The following is a 21,041-nucleotide window of genomic DNA, read 5'->3' as shown; positions in this document are numbered from 1 at the left end:
CTATGAAAAATTGTTCACTCGATCAGTGGTATAATAACGCCAAAACATTCAATTGGAATGGCCATTCGATTGTGTATAAAGAACGGTGGTCCGAAAAAGAAATCCTTTTGCTCATTCATGGTTTTCCAACAGCCTCCTATGATTGGTGGAAAGTCTGGGATCAATTGGGCCTACGATTCTCGTTGATTGCTCCAGATATGATTGGTTTTGGGTATTCTGCTAAACCGTATGATTATCCTTACTCTATAATGAAACAGGCAGATTTGATTCTGGATTTGTTGGAAGAAAAGGGAATTATGGAGTTTCATATTTTGGCTCATGATTATGGAGATACAGTAGCTCAGGAAATTTTGGCTCGTGCCAATGAAAGAGATTCAGTTACAGTGAAAACGACTTGTCTGCTGAATGGCGGTATCTTTCCGGAAGCACATCATCCCATTTTGATACAAAAAATGTTGATGAGCCCTATGGGTTTTATTCTCAGTCATTTACTGAATCAAAAGAAATTTGAAAAGTCATTTTCAAAAATATTTGGTCCTTACACTCAACTGACTCCTCAGGAGTTAGAAATGTATTGGAAGTTGGTGTCACGGGGCGATGGACACAGAATCGCTCATAAAATCATTCGATACATGAGAGAACGTGTAGAGCATAGAAAACGATGGGTGAGTGCATTACAAACTTACCCCAACAAACTGGGTCTGATAAATGGTCCAGAGGATCCCATATCAGGAAAGGTGATGGTAGAACGATTTCAAGAGATTATTTCTACAGAAAATATCTGGCTACTCGAAAATATCGGCCACTATCCGCAAGTTGAGGCTCCAGAGGCTACCGTTGAAGCTTATTTTGAGTTTTTGAAATAGTATATACTTTAAGTATATTTGTTTGAAATTTATATACGAACATGAAGAATCTATCACTTAAATTGGAGGAAAGCATCTTTGATGAAACGGAAGACATCCTTGCAGAGATCAATAAAAAACGCAATAAATATATCAATGAGGCCGTGGCATTCTATAATAAACTGTACAAGCGTAAGCTCATGCGGAACAATCTAGCCGCTGAATCTGCTATAGCTTATGGTTCTTCCCTGGAAGTAATGGAGGAATTTGAAGCGCTTGAAGATGACTTAAATTTTTTGGACTGATCCATGAAAAGATTCGAAGTCTGGTTGGCCAACCTCAATCCTCAAAGAGGAGCTGAAGTAGGTAAAGTACGGCCTGTATTGATTGTTCAATCCAATTTGTTGAATGATGTGGGTCATCCTTCTTCGATCATTTGCCCTATTACGACTCATGTGAAGCCAGAGCTGAAAACTTTGAGGATAAACTTGAAGGAAGGCGAGGGAGGGCTGGAACGACCGTCTGCTGTCTTGATCGATCAGATTCGAGCGATTGATAACAAAAGATTGATTGCGTGTAAAGGGAAAATTTCTAAAGAATCGGTTCATCAAGTGAAACGCAATATCAATATTATTCTTGATCTAGACTGGTAATAAAAAACCCTTCCAAAGTTTTAAACTTTGGAAGGGTTTTTTTAAGGTGTAGTTGGAGACTTACTCCTTATCCTTATTGAAATCGATTACTACCGGAGTAGCGATGAACAACGAAGAGTAAGTACCAATCAAAATACCTACGATCAAAGCGAATGAAAATCCTTTCAATACTGCTCCACCAAACAAGAACAAAACAACTACCACGATCAATGTTGTCACAGAAGTAATCATGGTTCTATTGATGGTGCTATTCAATGACTCGTTGAAGATAGACTTCATCTCTCCACCGGCTTTCACATCTAGGTTTTCTCTTACTCTATCAAATACTACCACGGTATCATTGATAGAATAACCGATAATAGTCAACATCGCTGCAATAAACACCTGGTCTACTTCGAAAGAGATACCTAGCATGTTTGCAATAGCAAAGGCAGAAAGTACAAATAAGGTATCATGGAAAAGTGCGATGATAGCACCCAATCCAAATTGCCATTTTCTAAATCTAACCAAGATGTAAAGGAAAATAACTACCAAAGCAAATACTACTGATTGCGTCGAAGCATTCTTGATATCATCTGCAATTGTAGCGCCTACCTTAGAAGAGCTAGCAATGGTGAAGTCTCCTTCGGAAGCTTTAGAATCATCTTGGACGTATGATAGCCCTGTGAAATCAGATACTCCACTTACTAAGGCTGCTTTTACATTAGCATCTGCTTCGTCAGACTCGTCGTTGATCAAGTAACTGGTAGTTACTTTCAGAACATTGTTAGCCCCATAAGTTTTCACTTCTACACCCTGATTGTCAAAAGACGAACCTAAGGCTACTTTCAAAGCAGAAGATTCTACTGGCTTGTCGAATGAAACCACATAAGATCTACCCCCTGTGAAATCCACACCAAAAGTCAACCCTTTGATCATCATAGCCACGATTCCGATAGTGATAAACACAGTCGAGAATAAGTATGCAAATTTTCTTTTAGAGATAAAGTCGAAATTCATTCCTGCCAAGGCATTTTTAGAAAGACCTGTAGTAAACGAAATTTTGCTTTGATCTCCTTTTTTGCTGAACCATTCTACAAATACTCTAGTGATGAATACTGCAGAAAAGAATGAACAAGCAATACCTACCATCAAAGTAATCGCAAATCCTTTTACTGGACCTTGACCCAAAGAATAAAGGATAATACCTACCAAGAAAGTAGTCACGTTGGCATCTACAATAGACGAATAAGCTTTTCTGTATCCTGAAGTAATGGCCTGTTTTAATCCGGCACCGTTTTTCAATTCTTCTTTGATTCTTTCAAAAATCAGTACGTTCGCATCAATCGACATTCCGATGGTCAATACGATACCAGCAATACCTGGAAGAGTCAATGCTGCACTTAGCTGAGCTAAAATTCCCAAAATGAAGAATACATTGAAAAACAAAGCCAGGTTAGCGATCATCCCACCTCCAGAATAATAAGCAATCATAAACACGATTACTATAGCCAATCCAGCGAAGATCGAGAGCATTCCTTGATCCTGAGCTACTTTACCCAAAGTAGGTCCGATCACTACGTCTTCTACAATAGTAGTAGGCGCAGGAAGGGATCCAGCTTTCAAGATGTTAGCCAAATCTTTTGCTTCTTCTAAAGTGAAGTTTCCAGTGATCTGAGAGCTTCCGTTAGGAATTTCTCCCTGTACATTAGGCGCAGAGTATACATAGTTGTCCAGTACGATAGCTATACGTCTGTTTACGTTGTCTCCAGTCAATTTCTTCCATTTTTTCGCGCCTGTTGCATTCATATTCATGCTAATGGCAGGAGCAGTTCTTTGATCCAAGTCCTGACGTGCATCTACGATCACTTCACCACTCAATGGCGCTTTACCACCTCTACTAGTTTTGATCGCATATAGTTCTAAGAATTCATCCTGACTCAATTCGTCTTGATTCTTGATTGGCTTTACCAACCACATGAATTTGATGGTAGAAGGGATTACCTGTTGAACTTTAGGGTTTTTCAACATCCTGTTTACCTGAGCTGTATCTTTCAGGTCGTATACTAAGCCGTATTGCGCTTTTAATAAGCTAAACAATGGAGAAACCTGTGAATTGAATGTAGAATCAACTGCAGTGCTGTCGCTAGCCAATTGTGCTTCCAGGTCATCTGCATCCAGAGAGTCCGTTTCAGAGTCGTCAGAAAGCAAATCACCCAAATCTTCTGATTCAGTAGTTTCGCCTTCTTCTGCAGAAATTTCTGGCAATTCAGCTTGCATTTCCTTTACCATCACATCATTCATTGCTTGAAGTGTTGGGAATATTTCTTGCATTTCGTGTACTTCCCAGAATTCCAACTTAGCCACACCTTGCAAAAGTTTTCTTACTCTTTCCGGGTTGTCTACGCCAGGCAATTCGATTTGTATTCTTCCTGTTCCTTGTAGTCTTTGGATATTTGGTTGTGAAGTTCCGAATCTGTCAATTCTTGTTCTCAAGATATTGAAAGATCTGTCAATAGCACCATCTACTTCGGTGTTGATCAAATCCAACACTTCTTCGTCTGATGTGCTCAGGCTAATTCTACCTCTGTTGGCTGCCGTAGCAAATACGCTGGCCAAAGACTGGTCTGGAGCTACTTCTTTGTAAGCGTTATAGAATTCAGTTACGAAATCTAACTGAGTACCTTTTACATTCTGCTTGGCCATATCTAAAGCCTTCAAAAAGTTAGGGTCAGTGCTGTTGCCGCTGATTCCTTTTACGATTTCCACTGGAGAAACTTCCAATGTCACGTGCATACCACCTTGAAGATCAAGCCCAAGGTTTAATTCTGTTTCTTTGATTTCTTTGTAAGTGAAATCCACACCAAAAAGATTGTATACTGGCTCATTCCATACAGAATCGAGGTATTCCTGCTTTTTTTGGTAGTCTGTAGTGTTTTCTACAGTTGCTGCATCAATAGCTTGCTGGTTTACGCGCTGTGCCACGAATGTGAACGACAGATAATAAACGCATAGCAAAGAGATAATAATCGTGAGTAATACTACTCCGCCTTTATTTTTCATTTTTATAAATGTTTAAAAAAGTAATTACGAATTAAAATTTTTAATTGAGTGTGGCTGTGAGAGGCCAATGAGATGTTTGCCCGTAGGCTAAAAAAAATACGCTTAAGGTGCGTTTGGTGCAATAATAATATTGAAAAGCACTTTGAGGAGCTTTTCTGGCAGACGAACTGCCATGCGATCCAAAGCTTTTGATTTAGGAGTCTCAACCTCTGGTTGATCATTCAAAACAAAATCCAATGGAGCGAAATGAATTTGGGCAGTAGGAGCTACGGCCTCAAGGGTAGAAATTTGAGCCTCGTTAGGATTTTCCGTTTCTGAGTTATCCTTTTCGTTAGCAGCCTTTTCTACCTGGCAAATGAATTCACAATCAGCATAGGCCTTCATTATCGGTTGCCCTACAATGCCTAGTGCAGCGATCATTCCTATGGAGAGAATGAGCGCTTTGTACTTTGATATGTGATTGATGATATTCATTCAGCCCACAAAAGTATATAAATAATATTTAGATGGAAGAACCCAACAAATATTTAGTTTTGATCTTGTGAAAAATCCCTTGGTATCGGTCATCTGTCTTTGTTACAATCAGGCAAAATTTGTTAAGGAAGCTTTGAATTCGGTTGTAAATCAATCTTATAAGGCGGTTGAACTTATTGTGGTGGACGATGGAAGTAGCGATGATAGTAAAGCAATAATTCTAGAGTGGTTGGCAAATCATGAAGAAATACCTTTCGTAAATCTGAAGGAGAACTTGGGAAACACGTCTGCCTTCAATCAGGGGTTGAAATTGGCTAAAGGTAAGTATGTGATTGATTTGGCAGCAGATGATATTTTAGTTGCGAATAGAATAGAACGACAGGTAGATTTCTTTGAGCGACTGGATTCAAAAGTTGGGGTCATATATTCTGATGCTAATTATATTGACCCTGAGGGTGGGGCCTTATATCGACATTTTTCAAAAACAAGATTGCATCCATATGAAGGTGAAGTTTATCAGAAACTGATCGATACTTATTTTATTCCACCACCCACCATGATGATCAAAAAAGAAGTGTTGGATGGACTCGGTGGTTATGATGAGTCTCTAGCTTATGAGGATTTTGACTTTTGGGTGCGATCAGCCAGAAATTGGAAGTATGCCTATCAATCTGAGGTATTGACAAAGGTGAGATTGATTGAAGGATCTCATTCTGATAATTATTATGGAAAGGGTGATTTAAAATTGGCCTCTACAGTCATAGTGTGTAGAAAGATAGCAGCAATGAATCAAACTGAAGAAGAAGATATTGCATTGATCAGAAGGTTGAAATATGAAATTAGACATTCCTTCTTAGCTGGAAAAAAGTCCGAAATGAATGATTTTTTCGGTCTTTGGGCTAGCGAAAATACAATTCCATACAATTACCTAATGATTAAATGCATCGGACAGTTAGGTCTGAATTTTAATTGGTTGAAAAAACTACTGAAAAGGGTTTTGAAGTAGTGAATTTACCGTCTGTTATCATCCCCCAGGAGCATACTCAAATAACTGTCATATCGACTCTGGGAGATTTCCCCTCGTTCGTATGCCGCAGCAATAGCGCAGCCCGGTTCATGGGTATGTGTGCAATTGTTGAATTTGCACTCACCTAATAATTCACGAAGTTCAGGAAAGTAGTGGCTGAGTTCACCATTTTCAATTTCGGCTAATCCTAATTCTTTGATGCCAGGTGTGTCAATGATATACGATTTGTCGGCTACCTTGAATCTTTCAGCGAAAGTAGTGGTATGAATACCTTTTTCTGAAAATTCTGAAATTTCAGAAGTTTTTTGTTCAGCCTCTGGAATTAACTGATTGACTATTGTTGACTTCCCAACTCCAGAGTGTCCTGAAATTAGAGTTGTTTGATTGGCAATCGATTTTTTGAAACTCTCTATATCGTTCGGATCCAAAGCACTGATGAAGGCAGTTTGATAACCTAATATCTCATACTCTTTCATTTTTTCCTTTAGACCGACTAATTCTTCTTCGGAAAGTAGGTCAATTTTATTGCACAATATCATGGCAGGTATTCTGAATGCTTCGGCCGTTACAAGAAATCGATCAATAAAGCCCAAGGATGTACGAGGATTAGCAACAGTGGCTACTACTACTGCCAAATCTATATTGCTGGCTATGATATGGCCATGGCCTTTTTTCTTGGGTGAGGTGCGTATGATGTAATTTTCTCTTGGAAGAATTTTTGAAATAATCCAAGCTTCTGCATTGCCTTCATCTTCAATCATTTCCACTTTATCACCAACAGCAACAGGATTAGAAATTTTTTTGTTTTCTAATTTGAATTTACCCTTGAGTCGACATTGATAAATGGAGCTATCATCCCCTTCTACCAAATACCACAATCCCATAGATTTAGTTACTGTTCCCTGCATGAATATTGTTTGGAAGGGCTAAAATAAAAAAGTCCTCCATCAAGGAGGACTTTTAATCACTATATTGATTTTATTTCTTAGTGCTTTGATAGATAATCAGCTACACCCTCTCTAGTGGCTTGCATAGCGTCTTTACCATCTTCCCAGTTTGCAGGGCAAACTTCACCGTGCTTCTCCACATACTGAAGTGCATCAACCAATCTGATCATTTCATCGATGTTTCTTCCTAATGGAAGGTCGTTGATAGTTTCGTGCCTCACGGTTCCTTCTTTATCAATCAAGAAAGTTCCTCTGAAAGCAATTGGAAGGCCATTGAATGACAATTGTCCTTCTTCGTCATAATCCCAATCTCCAGCCAACACACCGTAATTGTTGGCGATTGTTTTGCTGGTATCAGCCACCAACGGATAAGTGACTCCTTCGATTCCACCTTTGTTTTTATCAGTCATCAACCAAGCCAGGTGAGTTTCTTCAGTATCAGTAGAAGCGCCAACAACAGCTACTCCTCTTTTTTCGAATTCAGCTAGTTTTTCCTGGAATGCCAAGATTTCAGTTGGACATACAAATGTGAAGTCCTTTGGGTAGAAAAAGAAAACAACTTCTTTTTCACCTAAGTATTGATCTAATGAGAATGATTCAACTATTTCGTCACCATTAACTACTGCTGGTGCTGTAAATAGGGGTGCTTTTTTTCCTACTAAAGACATATTTATATAAATGTTTGTGATGTAAATTTTCTAGCTCAAAATTAGTGCCTGACTTACTGTTGAAAGAAGGATTAAATCAATTTTATTTATCGGTCGATAGAATTCTTTTCTTGCTAGACTAAATCAACTCATTGAACTAAGAAAAGGGCTTTTTTTGTGTAATTGTTGTAATTAGCCTTATTTTTAAACTACGAAATAAAAACTAATGATCATGAAATTGAACTTTACTAAATCAATATTTATACTCGGAGCATTATTTGTTCTGTCGCCTATTACAAAAACTGTGGCACAGGACTTTGTGAATATACTCAGGGCATCTCAAGAAGATGTGACGAAGTACATGGATAGCTATGTGGAACCTGCCATGTATTCATTTGCCAATGGTATGGCTGGAGGATGGTACAATACTGCCAAAACACACAAACCATTGGGTTTTGATTTGACTTTTACAGCCAATGTAGCCAATATTCCAAAAAATGAAAGATTGTTTTTATTTAATCCTAGTGATTATGGCAACCTGCGATTGGCTGGGGATGCGACTTCATCACAATCAGCAGATCTACCTACAATAGTCGGGGGAAATACAAACGAGCGATTAGAATTGTATGGCCAGTATACTGCTCCTGATGGTAATACTTATGAATACACTTCTGGTGATAATTTTCAAGCTCCTGATGGTGTGGATGTATCCAGTTTGCCACTAGCCGGTGTCCCTGCACCAACTTTACAGTTAGGTTTAGGTCTTATTAAAAATACTGACTTGAAGATTCGATATGGTAGAGCGAAGGGTTTGGAACTAGATGATAATACCAATAATAAGTATGGAGTGGATATTTTTGGAATTGCTTTGATGCATGATTTCAAACAGTGGATTCCAGGAATTAAACATTTGCCTTTGGATATGGCAATCTTAGTTGGATTTTCCAGATTTAAAACGACCATCGATTTTGATGAAAGCAACGTCAGCTTTGATGCTGAAGGAAGGGCTACTCTAGCTGCAAATAATACATCGATCCAAGCGCTGGTTTCTAAAAAATTATCAATTTTAACCTTATATGGAGGCTTGGGATACAATATTGTTTCCAGTGGTATAAAAGTAGATGGCACAATTGTCAATTATGAATTGACTGATATTAATACTGGAGATCCATATGTAGTTGAAGATCCAGTTGATTTTACGTATAGTGGTGGAAGTACCTTTAGAGGAACTTTAGGTATGAGATTGAAATTGGCTTTTCTTACACTTCATTCAGATTACACATTCCAACAGTATAACATGCTCTCTGTAGGTCTTGGCATTACTTTCAGATAAAAATATATAACCTTATAAAAACGAAAAGCCCCGATTGTGATCTCGGGGCTTTTCATTTTTGATAAAAATGTTAAACAGGTGTATGAATAAAATTTGTGTTATGTACCTATTTATACCACTACTATGCAATAAGTAACCCCCGTATTAAGAAAAAAGAAAACTATTTCTTGAATTTCGTTGAAATGTTCCATTCCAAGCAATAGAAGTAATATTTTAGTTGATAAATTTTTTCTTTTTTGATGTTTTAGGTTTGCTCAACTTCTGTTTTTGACCTTATGACAGTTTTTTCTATTACTCTTCAAACTTAGAATTTTTTACCAATAGCAATTCCTACAAATTGTGAGGTATATTTTTCTTTAAAGTCAAATTCAAAAGTTGGCGTTAAATCAAAACTATTCTCTAATTCAATCTCATATTTCAATCCTACTCGTAGGACAAAGAAGTTATGGTGCTTTTCAAACTCATAACCTGGGCCGGCAAAGATCAAAAAATTATCCTTGATCCTATAAGCGCCAAGCGCCGCTACAATCATCAGGTTTTTTCTCTCAAGTTTGCCTCCATTAACAGGGATTTCATATTCTTTAGTCTCTTTATCCGCTACTATTGCCATAGCCCATTTATTGTTTAAAAAATACTCAAGCTCCAAGCCAAATGCGAAAGCTGAAACAAAGTGCTTTTCGCTACTGATTTCCTCTCCTTTAGGTATGAAAACAGCTCCTCCTTTGACGCTCACATGAAACTTAGACTCTTCTGATTCTTCTGATATTTCTTCGATATGTTGAGCTAAGGAAACGGTATGAGTCGTACTTATAATTAAGGCTAGTAAATACTTTTTCATAGAAGGGTATTGAGTTTGAACAGTTTAAATTAATGTATCTAATACATTTATAAGTGGATGTATAAGCCAAAAATTAACGCAAATGAATTGTAATAAGCGTCCAATTCATTTTTTAATGGTCCTTGTAATGGGGGGAATGTAAGATTTTCATTGGGCTGAGGGTCAATGTTGGCAAGCTGAGTAATATTAGTATCGCTTCCTTTTGAGTATTGCAAGCCAACCACTAATGACCCTTTTTCAAAAGATATTTTAGCTCCACCAGTTACATGATATACATCGTAGTCGGTAACATTGATGGGTCTTTTTAAGGGATGGATTGTTGAAAAATCCACATTTTAAGAAAATTGAAGTCTGTTCTAAAACCCATCATAAAATCAATAAATAGTATGACAGCGACGAATTTTTATGTGAGTTGAAACTAATAAAAAACTCTATGATTAGACGGCAACTATAATATTCTAGAAATCAACAAGAAGAAATTAATCTCTAATAGATGCCGTAATGACAGAAATGCTATCTTGTGCCGAAAGAGCTTTTGTAGAGGCAGTAAACACATCACTAGACCTATTCACTTTGCTCGCTACTAAAATCAGAAATAAGAGCGATAGCTTGATAATGAAGGTCAGTTCTGATTTTGCTTTTCTCGACATGCTTGGTAGTTTAGATTTCTCTAAGGTAAAATTATAAAATAATGAGAGTGGTTGATTTTCATTTCGATGAATTTGCGGAATTAATAGATAAATGCTTGATGAAAGTAGGGTATATTAAATTTGAGTATAGAATTAACGCCATATGAAAAGAGTCTTATTTGTTTGTTTAGGAAATATTTGTAGATCTCCGTTAGGAGAGGCCATTTTCAATCATAAGGTTTCTGGTATGGAAATGGTTGCAGATTCTGCAGGAACGGCTGCTTATCATGTAGGCGAAAATCCTGATCATAGAAGTATTGAAGTAGCACTAAAACATCATGTACCTATTAGTCATAAGGCCAGAAAATTCGTAACCGAGGATTTTGATCGATTTGATTATATAATGGCTATGGATGAAAAAAACTATGAGGACATGAAGGAACTGGCTATTGGAAACACAGATCACTTGTTTTTATTGAGGGAATTTGACCCAGATGCCAATAGAAATTTAAATGTTCCTGATCCGTATTACGGAGGAAGTGAAGGTTTTGAGAAAGTTTTTCAAATGGTTTCTCGCTCGGTGGATGGCCTCATTGAATTCATACAATCACAAAAATGAAACTTCTTCCTGAAGTCATTTTGCAACTATTTAAAAAGGAGACTTCAATAGACTCAATCATACCTATAGGTGGAGGATGTATTCATCAGGCAGGTGTGTTTCATTTTGAGGATCGAAAATATTTCTTAAAATGGAATATTGACAGCCACAAAATGTTCGAAACAGAAGCTAAAGGCCTAAACCTGCTTAGAGCAACTAATTCAGTGAGTATCCCTCAAGTTATTGGCTGTGGTTCTGTCAATGGCACTGATTATCTATGCTTGGAATACATAGAATCCTCGCTTAAGAGCAAGTCGTTTTGGAAAGATTTTGGGAGTTCATTAGCACAATTGCATAGTAATACAACTTCGAATTTCGGCCTAGATCATGATAATTTCATTGGTAGTTTGCCTCAAAATAATGGGCAACATACTAATTGGACTGACTTTTTTATTCAAGAAAGACTTACACCTCAACTCAAATTAGCCATTGATCAAGGACTTATCTATTCAAATTTGAATTCGGCATTTGAGCGGTTGTTTACAATACTACCTGATTTAGTTCCTGTGGAACCATCTGCTTTGCTACATGGAGACTTATGGTCCGGAAATTTTCTAGTTGGAAATGATGGGCAGGCAGTGATTTTTGATCCTGCTGTGTATTATGGACATCGTGAAGCTGAATTGGCATTCACTCGTTTGTTTGGAGGGTTTGAGTCACAATTCTACGAAAGTTACCAAGATGTATTTCCCTTGCAGCAGGGGTATGCAGATAGAGCAGATATTTTCAATTTATACCCACTCTTGGTTCATGTCAACTTATTTGGTTCCTCCTATCTTTCGTCGGTCAAGCAGATATTAAGCAGGTTCACTTAAGCGCTTGTGCTTATCCTCAGGCACATAAAGCAGGTGATAGACATCTTGGGATTTTTGCTCCAATAATACTTCTTCCCTTTCAAAAATTTTATCAAGAGCATCTTGGTCATAACCCTTTACGGTCAGCATTTCAAGGTTGTCTCTCATTTCTATATTGAAGGTGTCACTTAATCGTTCCACTAGTTTCTCCACTTTATCGAATTTCTTATCAATACAAATAGAGAAGCTTACCGCTGAATTTTGCATCAAATTGATTTTTATGTTTAACTGATCTAGGGCGTTGAAAATTAAGCTTAATTTTCGCTCGTCGATAAACGTAAAATCGGTCACTTTAAAATCTACAAAGACTTGCTTGGTTTTCAGAATGAATGAAGCTGGATGCTTGCCAGCTCCGTCAGCACCTATCACAGTTCCTAGTTCTTTAGGTGTATTGAATGGCCGGACATACAGTTTAATGCCGGCTTGAGCAAGGGGTTTGATGGTTCGGGGGTGAATAATTGATGCGCCGTAAAATGTCATCTCCGAAGCGTCAGTATAGCTCAATTGGGGAATGATCACTGCGTCAGGCATTTTACTTGGGTCTGCCGTCATGACGCCAGGGACATCTTTCCAAACAGTCACTGATTCGGCATTTAATCCTGTTGCAAATATGGCTGCACTAAAATCAGATCCCTCTCTACCTAATGTAGTGGTTTTCCCTTCTCCATTCGAACCAATGAACCCTTGAGTGATTACGATAGCGTCTTTGGTGAATACTGGGATTTTTTCACTGATGTTACGTCTGGTCATGTCCCATTCTACACGAGCATCAATGTAGTTGTAATCTGTTTTTACATAGTTTCTGGCATCCACCCAGATGGTTTTGTGTATGTTTTGGTTCAGGTAGTTTCTAATAATTCTGGTGGATAGCAATTCCCCTTGACTTACCATCTCACTGTATATCTCCATATAAGGTTTGCCTTCAGCAAAATTCAAATACTTAGCTATGCCTTCAAAAATAGATTCCAATCTTTCAAAAACCTGATGATTAGGTTCAAATAGACCATTGGAAATGTCAAAATGAAAGTTCTTTATTACTTGAAGTTGGGCTTGCCAATCACCTTTTTCAAAAAACAATTTTACCAATTCTTCCAGTGCATTTGTCGTTTTACCCATGGCAGACACAATAACGACCAACTCATCATCACAGAATTGTTTGATTACTTCAGCTACGTTTTTTACAGAAGGGGCATCTTTTACCGATGCTCCACCAAATTTGAATACTTTCATCTTAAATAAATTAGGGTGGCAAAAATACCTATGGAGGTAGAATAAAAAAATAAAAGACTATCTATTGAGGGTAGAATCTCTTATCCATGACTTATCATTAAGCGGATTATTTCTATTTTTGCAGCAACCCCAAAACGTGTTTAATGGATAAGCAATCACTCGGATCTACTATTGGAACAACATTAGATAGATTCATCAATGACAAACAAGGTGAATTCGCATTTGCCACCGGAGAATTGTCTCAATTACTCAGAGATATCGCACTTGCCGGTAAAATTATCAACAGAGAAGTGAATAAGTCAGGTCTACTTGATATTGCTGGTGCCTATGGTGCCACCAATGTACAAGGAGAAGAACAGCAAAAACTTGATGTAATTGCTGATATTAGGTTCACGCGTGCATTAAAAAATGGCGGTGAGGTTTGTGCCATTATTTCCGAAGAAGAGGATGAACTTATCCGGCTTAATTCAAATAGCCGTTATGTGGTAGCAATGGATCCACTAGATGGTTCTTCGAATATAGATGTTAATGTTTCTATTGGTACAATTTTTTCAATTTATAGGAGAGTAACGCCGATAGGTACACCTGTTCAAATGGAAGATGTACTACAGAAAGGCGACAATCAAGTGGCTGCGGGTTATATATTATATGGTTCTTCTACTATGTTGGTTTATACAACCGGACATGGCGTTAATGGATTCACTTTTGAACCTACTTTGGGAGAATTCTTACTTTCCCACCAAAATATGAAGTGCCCACAAGATGGAAAAATATATTCTATAAACGAAGGTTCTTATAACAGTTTTGAACCCGAGGTGAAGTCATACATAGAGCATTGTAAAAAAGAACAATATAGTGCTAGGTATATAGGTTCTCTTGTTGCTGATTTCCATAGAAACCTTTTAAAAGGTGGGATATATATATATCCAAGTACTGAAAAAGCACCTAATGGCAAACTTCGTTTGATGTATGAGTGCAACTGTTTAGCTTTTATTGCCGAGCAAGCTGGAGGTATGGCAACTGATGGCAGTAAACGAGTGATGGAGATAGAGCCTACAGAACTGCACCAAAGAGTTCCTTTGTTCATTGGCTCACCCGAAATGGTGAAGAAAGCTCAAGCATTTAAGGAGGAAGAAGTAATTCAAAAAAACTAGAAGTTTCTGTATTTCTCTCGGGTTTCTACTTTTTGCAATTCCCGTTTCACCACTTCTCGTGCTAGCACAATGGCTAGTTCATCTGGTGCTGCCTTTGTAATGATTTCCTTAAAAACCATTTCGTCCAAATCAATTTTGTAGAAAGCATTCATCAATCGAGGCATGTCCTGATTGAGCAAGTTGTTGATGATTGAAGCTAGAGCTTCTTCTAGCTCTTGTTTGGATGATTGAAAATTAGCCAGCTCCTCCTCCGGGAGCTGGAAATGTTTTGTAATGAGCGCACTGCAAGATGAGATGGATGTACTCATCTCCTTCTTATTTCTTGTCAGCTGCTTCTTTACTTTCTTCTTTCTTTTCTTCGAAAAGCTCAGGATATCCGCCACTCAATAAATGGTACCACTTTACTAATTTCTTAATATCAGAAGCATAAACACGATCTTCATCATATTCGGGAAGAATATGTTTCAAGAAGGCTTTAAGCTCGTCGTTATCCGCATTGCTCTCCAGGCCGGTATCTCCATCGAATTCCTGGTGAATTTTTTTCATGACTTGCTCCAATGGACAAGAGCCTTCTTTATCAGTAGTGTAAATTGATATTTCACCAAGAACAGATACTTTAGAATTGACGTTCACCACCAATTTCTTTTTCTGTTCATCCATTGATTCTAGGATCATTCCTCCACGTGTAGGTGCTACTACGCTAAATAATCCGCCTTTTCCTGATACTGTTGCTATTTCGTTGAAATCCATAGTTAGTTATTAATCGGTGGCAAAACTAATATTTTTTATACACTCTCATTGATTTGTCCGATGTATTCTAATATTTCCTTTTGACCTATTTTGTTGTTGGATGAAGTCACAAAAGTAGGGGGTAATTCTTCCCAATGCTTTTGCAATTCCTTTTTGAAAGTGGCAATATTTGATTTTAGCTTGGTGCTATTTGGTTTGTCTGCTTTAGTGAATATTAGGGCAAATGGAATTTGATATTCTCCGAGCCAATTGATGAATTCAATATCAATCTTCTGAGGAGGTATCCTGGAGTCAACCAATATGAAGACGTTGTTTAGGTTTTCCCGTTGACCCAAATAATTTTTGGTCATGATATTCCATTTTTCTTTCATTTCCTTGCTGACCTGAGCCCAGCCATATCCGGGTAGATCCACCAAATACCACGACTTATTGATGAGAAAATGATTGATCAACTGTGTCTTGCCCGGCTTGCCTGAAGTTTTGGCCAGTTTGTTCTTATTAGTCAGCATGTTAATCAATGATGACTTACCGACATTCGACCTTCCAATGAAGGCATATTCCGGTTTATCTGGAGCTGGGCATTTTTTGTAATCAGTGTTGCTAATTACGAATTCGGAACTTGTGATTTTCATTGGATCTAATTTTATGCAAAAATGCTTAAATACAAATTGTTACTCTAAGCATATCAAGTTTATTTCTGTGCCTGATATGGATGAGAGATTGTCAATTAATTCATGGAATCCATGTAATATTGCAGCAAAATAAAATACGAAGCAATTGGCGGTACTACCATATAAAAATCAGGAGCAATCCAAAAAGCAACAAGTAGCTGAAATGTTCAACAATATCAGCAAACGCTATGATTTTCTTAATCATTTTTTGTCTATGGGAATTGATATCCTTTGGAGAAAAAAGGCCATTAAGCAATTGAAAGCTCATCAACCAAAAATGATACTTGACATTGCCACGGGAACAGGGGATTTGGCTATAGAAGCGTTGAAACTCAATCCAGAGAAAATTATTGGAGTCGATATTTCAGAAGGCATGCTGGAAGTGGGGAGAAAGAAGATGATCGAATTGGGCGTTGAAGACCAAGTAGAAATGCGTATGGGTGATTCCGAACAGCTTCTGTTTGAAGACAATAAGTTTGATGCCGTAATCGTTGCTTTTGGCGTAAGGAATTTCGAAAATCTGGAGAAGGGTCTGGCCGATATGCATAGAGTACTCAAAGATGGAGGAAAACTGGTTGTTTTAGAGTTTTCAAAACCCACCAAATTTCCTATGAAACAACTTTATGGTTTTTATTTTAAGGCTATATTGCCATTAATTGGAAAACTGGTGTCTAGTGACAATGCGGCATACACTTACTTGCCAGAGTCTGTGGCAGAATTCCCATACGGACAACAATTTTTAAAAGTATTAGAAAAAACAGGATTTAAAAACACTCAATGCAAACCCTTAACATTTGGCATAAGTTCTATATACACGGCCTCAAAATAGTATTAGGTTTTGTTATTGGCTTTTGCCTTTTTGTATCTGAGTCTAAAGCCCAGTTGCCTGGAAGCATAAATCTACCCAATTTTGATGAGCAGAAAGTTCATTACGGATTTATGCTTGGTGGCCATAGTTCCAGGTTCCGGTTAAAATATTCTGATGAATTTGTCTCTCCGGCACTCGATTCTGTCCATTCGATTCTGCCACCACATAAGTTTGGCTTTAAAATTGGCTTTATTGTAAATTTTCATCTTTTTCAATACATGGATGTGCGCTTAGCACCTACGTTTGCCTTTTATCAATTGGGGCTAGACTACCGCTACGATAATGGCACTGTGCTTGAAGAACTACGTGACCCGACATATTTCGAATTACCCCTTTTGATCAAGTATAAATCAGTACGCGTGGACAATAGAGCCATTTATCTATTGGCTGGAATCACGCCGGCGATCAAAGTGTCTGGAAATAAAAAACAGGAGGATTCTTCAGAACGACTGTTGATTGAGAAATTTAATCTTTCCCTAGATGTCGGGGTCGGACTTGACCTGTTTCAGCCATTATTCAAATTTTCTCCTGAGGTTAGATATTCTTTTGGATTGCTGAACGTATTAGATAGTGAAGAGAATGACTTTAGTGCCGGTATAGAAAGCCTTAATATTCACAGTTTTACTATTTATGTGACTTTTGAAGGAGGTCCTTCAACTTTCAGGAGAAAAGCAAGAAGGTATTAATCGTCGGAGTTGTCAACTTCAGTTTCTTCATCCATGTAGTTCATTTTGTAGACGAAGTAAAATAGGAAATTGAACTTATTTACTGAGTAATAGCTTGAATCAGGTTCGGATCCAGCTTCTTCACTTTCTTCTGTGGACTCAGCTTCTTTTGTACCCAATTCTTTAGCATCTGTTGAGGATTCTGCAGTATACACACCTCCATCACTCATTTTATTGGAGTTATTCTCAGTTTTTGCAGATGCAGATAAACTGATTACCATGCAGACTAATATAGAAATGTATTTCTTCAACAATTTTTGGATTGTGCTAATGAAAGCAACGAATTTATAGAGAATATTGTTACAATAATCACGATTAGCAAATTTTCTATTGGTATTAAGCCAAAATTAGGTGATTTACTTAATGTTCAATTCATAAATAAATCGATCGGAACATTGAGCACCCATTCTCTTTTTGTATTCGAAAAGTCCCTTTTGGATATTGCCTTGAATAGAAGAAATACCTAAATCAAAAATCTGAAAATTTCTGTTCCTCAAAAGCTCGTATAATTGATAAAGTAAAAAGGATAATGGGCTCAGAGACTTAAAATTCCGATCAAAACCGGGCAAGTAGTTGTATACTACTTGACTGTTTACTATGACCAGAATGGTAGACGCCATAATTTCATTTTCTTTGTTTCGAATGGTATAACATTCATAATTAAGCGGAAGTTGTAGGAACAACTCTTCAAGTGCATGGTTATCAATGTTGATATTGAGCCCTTGTTGTATTCTACATTTGGCTAGAAATGCATGGACTTCTTCAACCCTATCAGATGGCTCTTTTTGAAAGGTTAATTCTGCATGTTGGCATTTTTTTATTTTTCTCAGTTGCATGATATGCAGTTTTCGCTCTAGCTCTTGATCAAGAGATACAAACTGATTGATTTCCTGGGTGTATTCGAACTCATGTAGAATCAGTGCGTCGTGAAGTAGTTGATAAACTGGATTTGGTTGAAAAACTGGTCTCTGACGAATAATTGCTTTTTTAACGCCTTTTTCTAAAAGCTTTTTTCTAAGTTCCGCAACTATTTTATTGATTGTATTTTGAGAAGGTGAATTTTCTATACTAAATCCCGAATAAGGTGCTTTTGGTAAAGAAATTGCTAGATCATCTTCTACCGAGAAGGTTATATTTATCTTGCATTCGCTATCCTTCCATTCAAATGCTATTGGCTTATGAATGTTGTTAGCTACCAAATAGGATTTTTGGTCGAATAATATGTGAGTGGAAGGATTGATGACGTAGACTATACTTTAGATTGAACAATATTAATTCATTTTTCATTGTAGTGTTTTTTTTGTTTTCAAGTCAATTGAAATCTCAAAACACACCATTGTTTTCAGACGCTAGCTTATTATCCATGGTGGATAGGGGTGGAGATTTTATATACAATCAGGAATTTGAAAAAGCAGCTTTAGTCATTGACTCAATCGAGCTTCAACTCCCAGAGCACCCAATTGTACCTATGATGAAAGCCATGAGCTTGGCTTGGCGAGATCAACCGATTCGGACTTCTAGTCCAATATATCCGGAGCATGAGAAGTATTTGTTGGAAACTATTGCCAAATCAGAAATGATAAGTAGTAAAGACCCAAACAATCTGGAGGCCATGTTTTTTGAAATGTCAGCGCATGGTTTGCTGGCAGAATATTATGCACAAGAGGGGAGTAGTTTCAAAGCCATGTCTCAGGCTAAACAAACTTATAACTTAATCAAAAAAACGATGGAACACACAGCTCAAAGTTCGGAGTTGCTGTTTCTGTCAGGATTGTATAATTACTTTAGAGAAAAATATCCTGAAAGACATCCATTCTATAAATCCTTTCTATGGGTATTCAAATCTGGAGATATTGAGCGGGGACTCGTTCAATTAGATAGTGCAGTGCATCACAGCAAGATAGTAAAAATAGAGGCTGGTTTGTACTTGTCTTACATCTGGTTGAGGTATGAAAATAGGGCGGATAAAGCGAGGTATTATTTAGAAAGGCTGCACAAAAAGTACCCTGCAAATGATTATTTCAAAGCTAAATATCTGGAATGTCTCATAAGACAAAAGGATTTTGAATATGCTTCACCGCTCATTAGTGAATTGCAGGCTCATGAAAAACCATATTTTAAAATGTGTGGGGAAATTTTCAGAGGAGTATATGTCGAGAAAGTAGAAAAATCGTTGGATGCTGCAGAGCGATTTTATAAAAGAGGCTTAGAAACTGGAAAACTGTCCCCGGATCGTGGAGAGTATTACAGAAGTGTGGCTTATTTGGGACTGGGAAGGATAGCTGAAGCTAAAAATAATTTGGAACTGGCTGAGGTCTATTACGAGAAAACGATTGATTTGGATGTAACAGATTGGTTGACTGAAGAAAGTGAAGCTAGATTGGATGAGATTGAATAACAATGGCAGAATCGTATCGAATCATTAAATCACAGACAGAATAAGGGGCACAATACAATAAGTACATATTAGGGGGCGAAATTGGGGCGCAAACGGCGATTTGTAAAAATGAGTATGTACATTTTTTTCGGTTTAGCTCCGGTTTAGTCTCAATTAACTGGGGTCAATTCGGTTAAATCTATCATTGAGTACGGTTAAACGGCTAGAAAGGTCGTTTATTTGGTTCTGTAGCGTCTCGCCGTGGTTCACGAAATTGTAGCTCATTTTGCAGACGGCCTCATATAAGCTAAGTACATTGTCAAGTGGCTCTTGGTAGGTCGGATACTCTGAATTGTCGCTTTTGAGAACTAGAGAGCCTCTTTTATCGACTCTATTCAGAACACGCTTACAGTTTATGCCCTCATTTGTCAGTACTATATGTACATATCCCTCACGAATATGGCGGTAATCGCTAATTTTCTTAGCTATGATCCAATCTCCATTATATATAGTAGGGTGCATCGAGTCTCCTTTGATCTCAATGTAAATGAATGAATTGTTTCTCCATTCCTTGCCTGGAAGTGTGAAAGCGGGTAAATCCTCGTAAAAAGCCTTATTATCAACATTTGACGGCCATCCAGCCTGTGCGTGAATGTCGAGTTGTATAATATTTGGGTCGCCGTATTGGTTGACTGTGACTACTTCTATAGGCTCGCTGACGCTTTGCGAGTCCAAACGTACATTTTTTTGAAAATATGTACTTTTTTCATCCTTTTTCACATTTAGGTCACGCCTAAAGGTCACGTTTAGGTCACCCCCCTCCTTTTCAATGTCAACTTTTGCCAGCGCATCCAACGGAATGTTAAATATTTCTGACAATTTGAGAATTGATTTAAAAGGAGGCGTACCGTTCGGTTTATCTGATTCGTAAGCTGCGATTTGCTGCCTGGTAACCCCTACACGTTCACCAAGAGCGGTTTGCGTCATGTTTTCACGCTCTCTTAACCACTTAATATTCTTTGATAGGTACATCTCTCAGGTGCAAAAATGTTAGGTATTACTTGCTTTGTTAATTATTGCTGACTACAATTGTAATGAAATTATTACATCAAAGATGGACAAAGAAGACAAAAAAGCAAAAAGACCCAGGATACCAGCCGCTATTATCGGGTATGTACATGACACCTCAGACAATGCAGTAAGGGTGGCAATGCACAGGTCAGGAGCTAAGAAGGAAAGGTTTGAAAGAACTGAGCAAGAGATACAGTCTGCCATAGACACCATCAAAGATCAGATAACGGAAGATTAAACAAAGTCGG

At 37.7% G+C, this 21,041-nt stretch carries 26 protein-coding genes; 12 read left to right on the top strand and 14 right to left on the bottom strand.

Translation table 11 applies throughout. The features are described 5' to 3' along the window. The first annotated feature begins 2 nt into the window (after positions 1-2). From ACOQO5_RS12415 to ACOQO5_RS12405, 3 genes are read left to right on the top strand one after another with little or no spacing between them, the layout of a single operon-like run. Complete coding sequence (locus tag ACOQO5_RS12415; RefSeq protein ID WP_420582004.1) at positions 3-866, top strand: alpha/beta fold hydrolase; 864 nt, start codon at positions 3-5, stop codon at positions 864-866. Positions 867-907: 41 nt separating this feature from the next. Continuing rightward, complete coding sequence (locus tag ACOQO5_RS12410; protein WP_420582003.1) at positions 908-1,150, top strand: hypothetical protein; 243 nt, start codon at positions 908-910, stop codon at positions 1,148-1,150. A gap of 3 nt (positions 1,151-1,153) precedes the next feature. Then, positions 1,154-1,498: a type II toxin-antitoxin system PemK/MazF family toxin gene (locus ACOQO5_RS12405; RefSeq protein ID WP_420582002.1), complete on the top strand. Its 345-nt coding sequence runs from the start codon at positions 1,154-1,156 to the stop codon at positions 1,496-1,498. Between the two features lie 60 nt (positions 1,499-1,558). Here ACOQO5_RS12405 and secDF read toward each other — a convergent pair whose 3' ends face one another. Together secDF and ACOQO5_RS12395 are read right to left on the bottom strand one after the other, a co-directional pair. After that, the gene (gene secDF / locus ACOQO5_RS12400) at positions 1,559-4,540 is read right to left on the bottom strand and encodes a protein translocase subunit SecDF (RefSeq protein ID WP_420582001.1); all 2,982 of its coding nucleotides are present in this window, start codon (positions 4,538-4,540) and stop codon (positions 1,559-1,561) included. 102 nt (positions 4,541-4,642) lie between these two features. After that, a complete protein-coding gene (locus tag ACOQO5_RS12395) occupies positions 4,643-5,014 on the bottom strand; it encodes a hypothetical protein (RefSeq protein WP_420582000.1) in 372 nt (123 codons plus the stop codon). A 67-nt stretch (positions 5,015-5,081) separates the two neighbouring features. On the opposite strand from ACOQO5_RS12395, the gene ACOQO5_RS12390 reads away from it, so the two are divergent. Continuing rightward, positions 5,082-6,020 carry a glycosyltransferase gene (locus tag ACOQO5_RS12390; RefSeq protein WP_420581999.1) on the top strand — a complete coding sequence of 313 codons (939 nt, stop codon included), beginning with the start codon at positions 5,082-5,084 and terminating at the stop codon, positions 6,018-6,020. A gap of 5 nt (positions 6,021-6,025) precedes the next feature. Here the strand turns inward: ACOQO5_RS12390 and rsgA are convergent, their stop codons facing one another. Both rsgA and ACOQO5_RS12380 read right to left on the bottom strand, forming a co-directional pair. Then, positions 6,026-6,949 (bottom strand): ribosome small subunit-dependent GTPase A, encoded by a 924-nt coding sequence (gene rsgA, locus ACOQO5_RS12385; protein ID WP_420581998.1) that lies wholly within the window; start codon positions 6,947-6,949, stop codon positions 6,026-6,028. A 77-nt stretch (positions 6,950-7,026) separates the two neighbouring features. Continuing rightward, positions 7,027-7,656, bottom strand: coding sequence for a peroxiredoxin (locus ACOQO5_RS12380; protein ID WP_420581997.1), 630 nt, complete (start codon positions 7,654-7,656; stop codon positions 7,027-7,029). Positions 7,657-7,867: 211 nt separating this feature from the next. On the opposite strand from ACOQO5_RS12380, the gene ACOQO5_RS12375 reads away from it, so the two are divergent. Continuing rightward, positions 7,868-8,968, top strand: a complete 1,101-nt coding sequence (locus ACOQO5_RS12375) for a DUF6588 family protein (RefSeq protein WP_420581996.1) — start codon at positions 7,868-7,870, stop codon at positions 8,966-8,968. Positions 8,969-9,272: 304 nt separating this feature from the next. Here ACOQO5_RS12375 and ACOQO5_RS12370 read toward each other — a convergent pair whose 3' ends face one another. The 3 genes from ACOQO5_RS12370 to ACOQO5_RS12360 form a co-directional block, all read right to left on the bottom strand. Continuing rightward, positions 9,273-9,806, bottom strand: coding sequence for a hypothetical protein (locus ACOQO5_RS12370; RefSeq protein WP_420581995.1), 534 nt, complete (start codon positions 9,804-9,806; stop codon positions 9,273-9,275). Between the two features lie 47 nt (positions 9,807-9,853). After that, positions 9,854-10,138: a hypothetical protein gene (locus ACOQO5_RS12365; protein ID WP_420581994.1), complete on the bottom strand. Its 285-nt coding sequence runs from the start codon at positions 10,136-10,138 to the stop codon at positions 9,854-9,856. A 147-nt stretch (positions 10,139-10,285) separates the two neighbouring features. Then, positions 10,286-10,456, bottom strand: a complete 171-nt coding sequence (locus ACOQO5_RS12360; protein ID WP_420581993.1) for a hypothetical protein — start codon at positions 10,454-10,456, stop codon at positions 10,286-10,288. 142 nt (positions 10,457-10,598) lie between these two features. On the opposite strand from ACOQO5_RS12360, the gene ACOQO5_RS12355 reads away from it, so the two are divergent. After that, entirely contained in the window at positions 10,599-11,054 is a 456-nt protein-coding gene (locus ACOQO5_RS12355; RefSeq protein WP_420581992.1) for a low molecular weight protein-tyrosine-phosphatase, read from the top strand. Further along, positions 11,051-11,908 carry a fructosamine kinase family protein gene (locus ACOQO5_RS12350; protein WP_420581991.1) on the top strand — a complete coding sequence of 286 codons (858 nt, stop codon included), beginning with the start codon at positions 11,051-11,053 and terminating at the stop codon, positions 11,906-11,908. The genes ACOQO5_RS12355 and ACOQO5_RS12350 overlap by 4 nt, the downstream gene beginning before the upstream one ends. On the opposite strand, the gene ACOQO5_RS12345 is transcribed toward ACOQO5_RS12350, so the two are convergent. Beyond that, a complete protein-coding gene (locus ACOQO5_RS12345) occupies positions 11,891-13,177 on the bottom strand; it encodes an aspartate kinase (protein WP_420581990.1) in 1,287 nt (428 codons plus the stop codon). The two genes, ACOQO5_RS12350 and ACOQO5_RS12345, sit on opposite strands and share 18 nt — an antisense overlap. 143 nt (positions 13,178-13,320) lie before the next feature. Here ACOQO5_RS12345 and fbp point away from each other — a divergent pair, with 143 nt between their 5' ends. Then, a complete protein-coding gene (fbp, locus tag ACOQO5_RS12340) occupies positions 13,321-14,331 on the top strand; it encodes a class 1 fructose-bisphosphatase (RefSeq protein WP_420581989.1) in 1,011 nt (336 codons plus the stop codon). Here the strand turns inward: fbp and ACOQO5_RS12335 are convergent. From ACOQO5_RS12335 to yihA, 3 genes are read right to left on the bottom strand one after another with little or no spacing between them, the layout of a single operon-like run. After that, positions 14,328-14,639 (bottom strand): hypothetical protein, encoded by a 312-nt coding sequence (locus tag ACOQO5_RS12335; RefSeq protein ID WP_420581988.1) that lies wholly within the window; start codon positions 14,637-14,639, stop codon positions 14,328-14,330. The genes fbp and ACOQO5_RS12335 overlap by 4 nt on opposite strands. Before the next feature lie 7 nt (positions 14,640-14,646). Continuing rightward, positions 14,647-15,081, bottom strand: coding sequence for a DUF5606 domain-containing protein (locus tag ACOQO5_RS12330; protein WP_420581987.1), 435 nt, complete (start codon positions 15,079-15,081; stop codon positions 14,647-14,649). Positions 15,082-15,116: 35 nt separating this feature from the next. Next, positions 15,117-15,713: a ribosome biogenesis GTP-binding protein YihA/YsxC gene (gene yihA, locus ACOQO5_RS12325; protein ID WP_420581986.1), complete on the bottom strand. Its 597-nt coding sequence runs from the start codon at positions 15,711-15,713 to the stop codon at positions 15,117-15,119. Positions 15,714-15,858: 145 nt separating this feature from the next. On the opposite strand from yihA, the gene ubiE reads away from it, so the two are divergent. Both ubiE and ACOQO5_RS12315 read left to right on the top strand, forming a co-directional pair. Then, a complete protein-coding gene (gene ubiE / locus ACOQO5_RS12320; RefSeq protein ID WP_420581985.1) occupies positions 15,859-16,581 on the top strand; it encodes a bifunctional demethylmenaquinone methyltransferase/2-methoxy-6-polyprenyl-1,4-benzoquinol methylase UbiE in 723 nt (240 codons plus the stop codon). After that, entirely contained in the window at positions 16,530-17,306 is a 777-nt protein-coding gene (locus ACOQO5_RS12315) for a porin family protein (RefSeq protein WP_420581984.1), read from the top strand. The genes ubiE and ACOQO5_RS12315 overlap by 52 nt, the downstream gene beginning before the upstream one ends. Here ACOQO5_RS12315 and ACOQO5_RS12310 read toward each other — a convergent pair. Both ACOQO5_RS12310 and ACOQO5_RS12305 read right to left on the bottom strand, forming a co-directional pair. Beyond that, a complete protein-coding gene (locus ACOQO5_RS12310; RefSeq protein ID WP_420581983.1) occupies positions 17,303-17,566 on the bottom strand; it encodes a hypothetical protein in 264 nt (87 codons plus the stop codon). The genes ACOQO5_RS12315 and ACOQO5_RS12310 overlap by 4 nt on opposite strands. A 135-nt stretch (positions 17,567-17,701) precedes the next feature. Next, positions 17,702-18,544 (bottom strand): GNAT family N-acetyltransferase, encoded by an 843-nt coding sequence (locus ACOQO5_RS12305; RefSeq protein ID WP_420581982.1) that lies wholly within the window; start codon positions 18,542-18,544, stop codon positions 17,702-17,704. Between the two features lie 62 nt (positions 18,545-18,606). Here ACOQO5_RS12305 and ACOQO5_RS12300 point away from each other — a divergent pair, with 62 nt between their 5' ends. Then, positions 18,607-19,743 (top strand): tetratricopeptide repeat protein, encoded by a 1,137-nt coding sequence (locus ACOQO5_RS12300; RefSeq protein WP_420581981.1) that lies wholly within the window; start codon positions 18,607-18,609, stop codon positions 19,741-19,743. Positions 19,744-19,896: 153 nt separating this feature from the next. Here the strand turns inward: ACOQO5_RS12300 and ACOQO5_RS12295 are convergent, their stop codons facing one another. Then, on the bottom strand, positions 19,897-20,754 hold the full coding sequence (locus ACOQO5_RS12295; protein WP_420581980.1) for a helix-turn-helix domain-containing protein: 858 nt from the start codon (positions 20,752-20,754) through the stop codon (positions 19,897-19,899). An 82-nt stretch (positions 20,755-20,836) separates the two neighbouring features. Between ACOQO5_RS12295 and ACOQO5_RS12290 the strand changes: the two genes are divergently transcribed. Then, positions 20,837-21,031 carry a hypothetical protein gene (locus tag ACOQO5_RS12290; RefSeq protein WP_420581979.1) on the top strand — a complete coding sequence of 65 codons (195 nt, stop codon included), beginning with the start codon at positions 20,837-20,839 and terminating at the stop codon, positions 21,029-21,031. Positions 21,032-21,041 lie beyond the last annotated feature (10 nt).

Origin of the sequence: Reichenbachiella sp. (assembly GCF_965223055.1) — a bacterium.
Classification (GTDB): domain Bacteria; phylum Bacteroidota; class Bacteroidia; order Cytophagales; family Cyclobacteriaceae; genus Reichenbachiella.
This window is presented reverse-complemented; position numbering and strand designations above follow the sequence as displayed.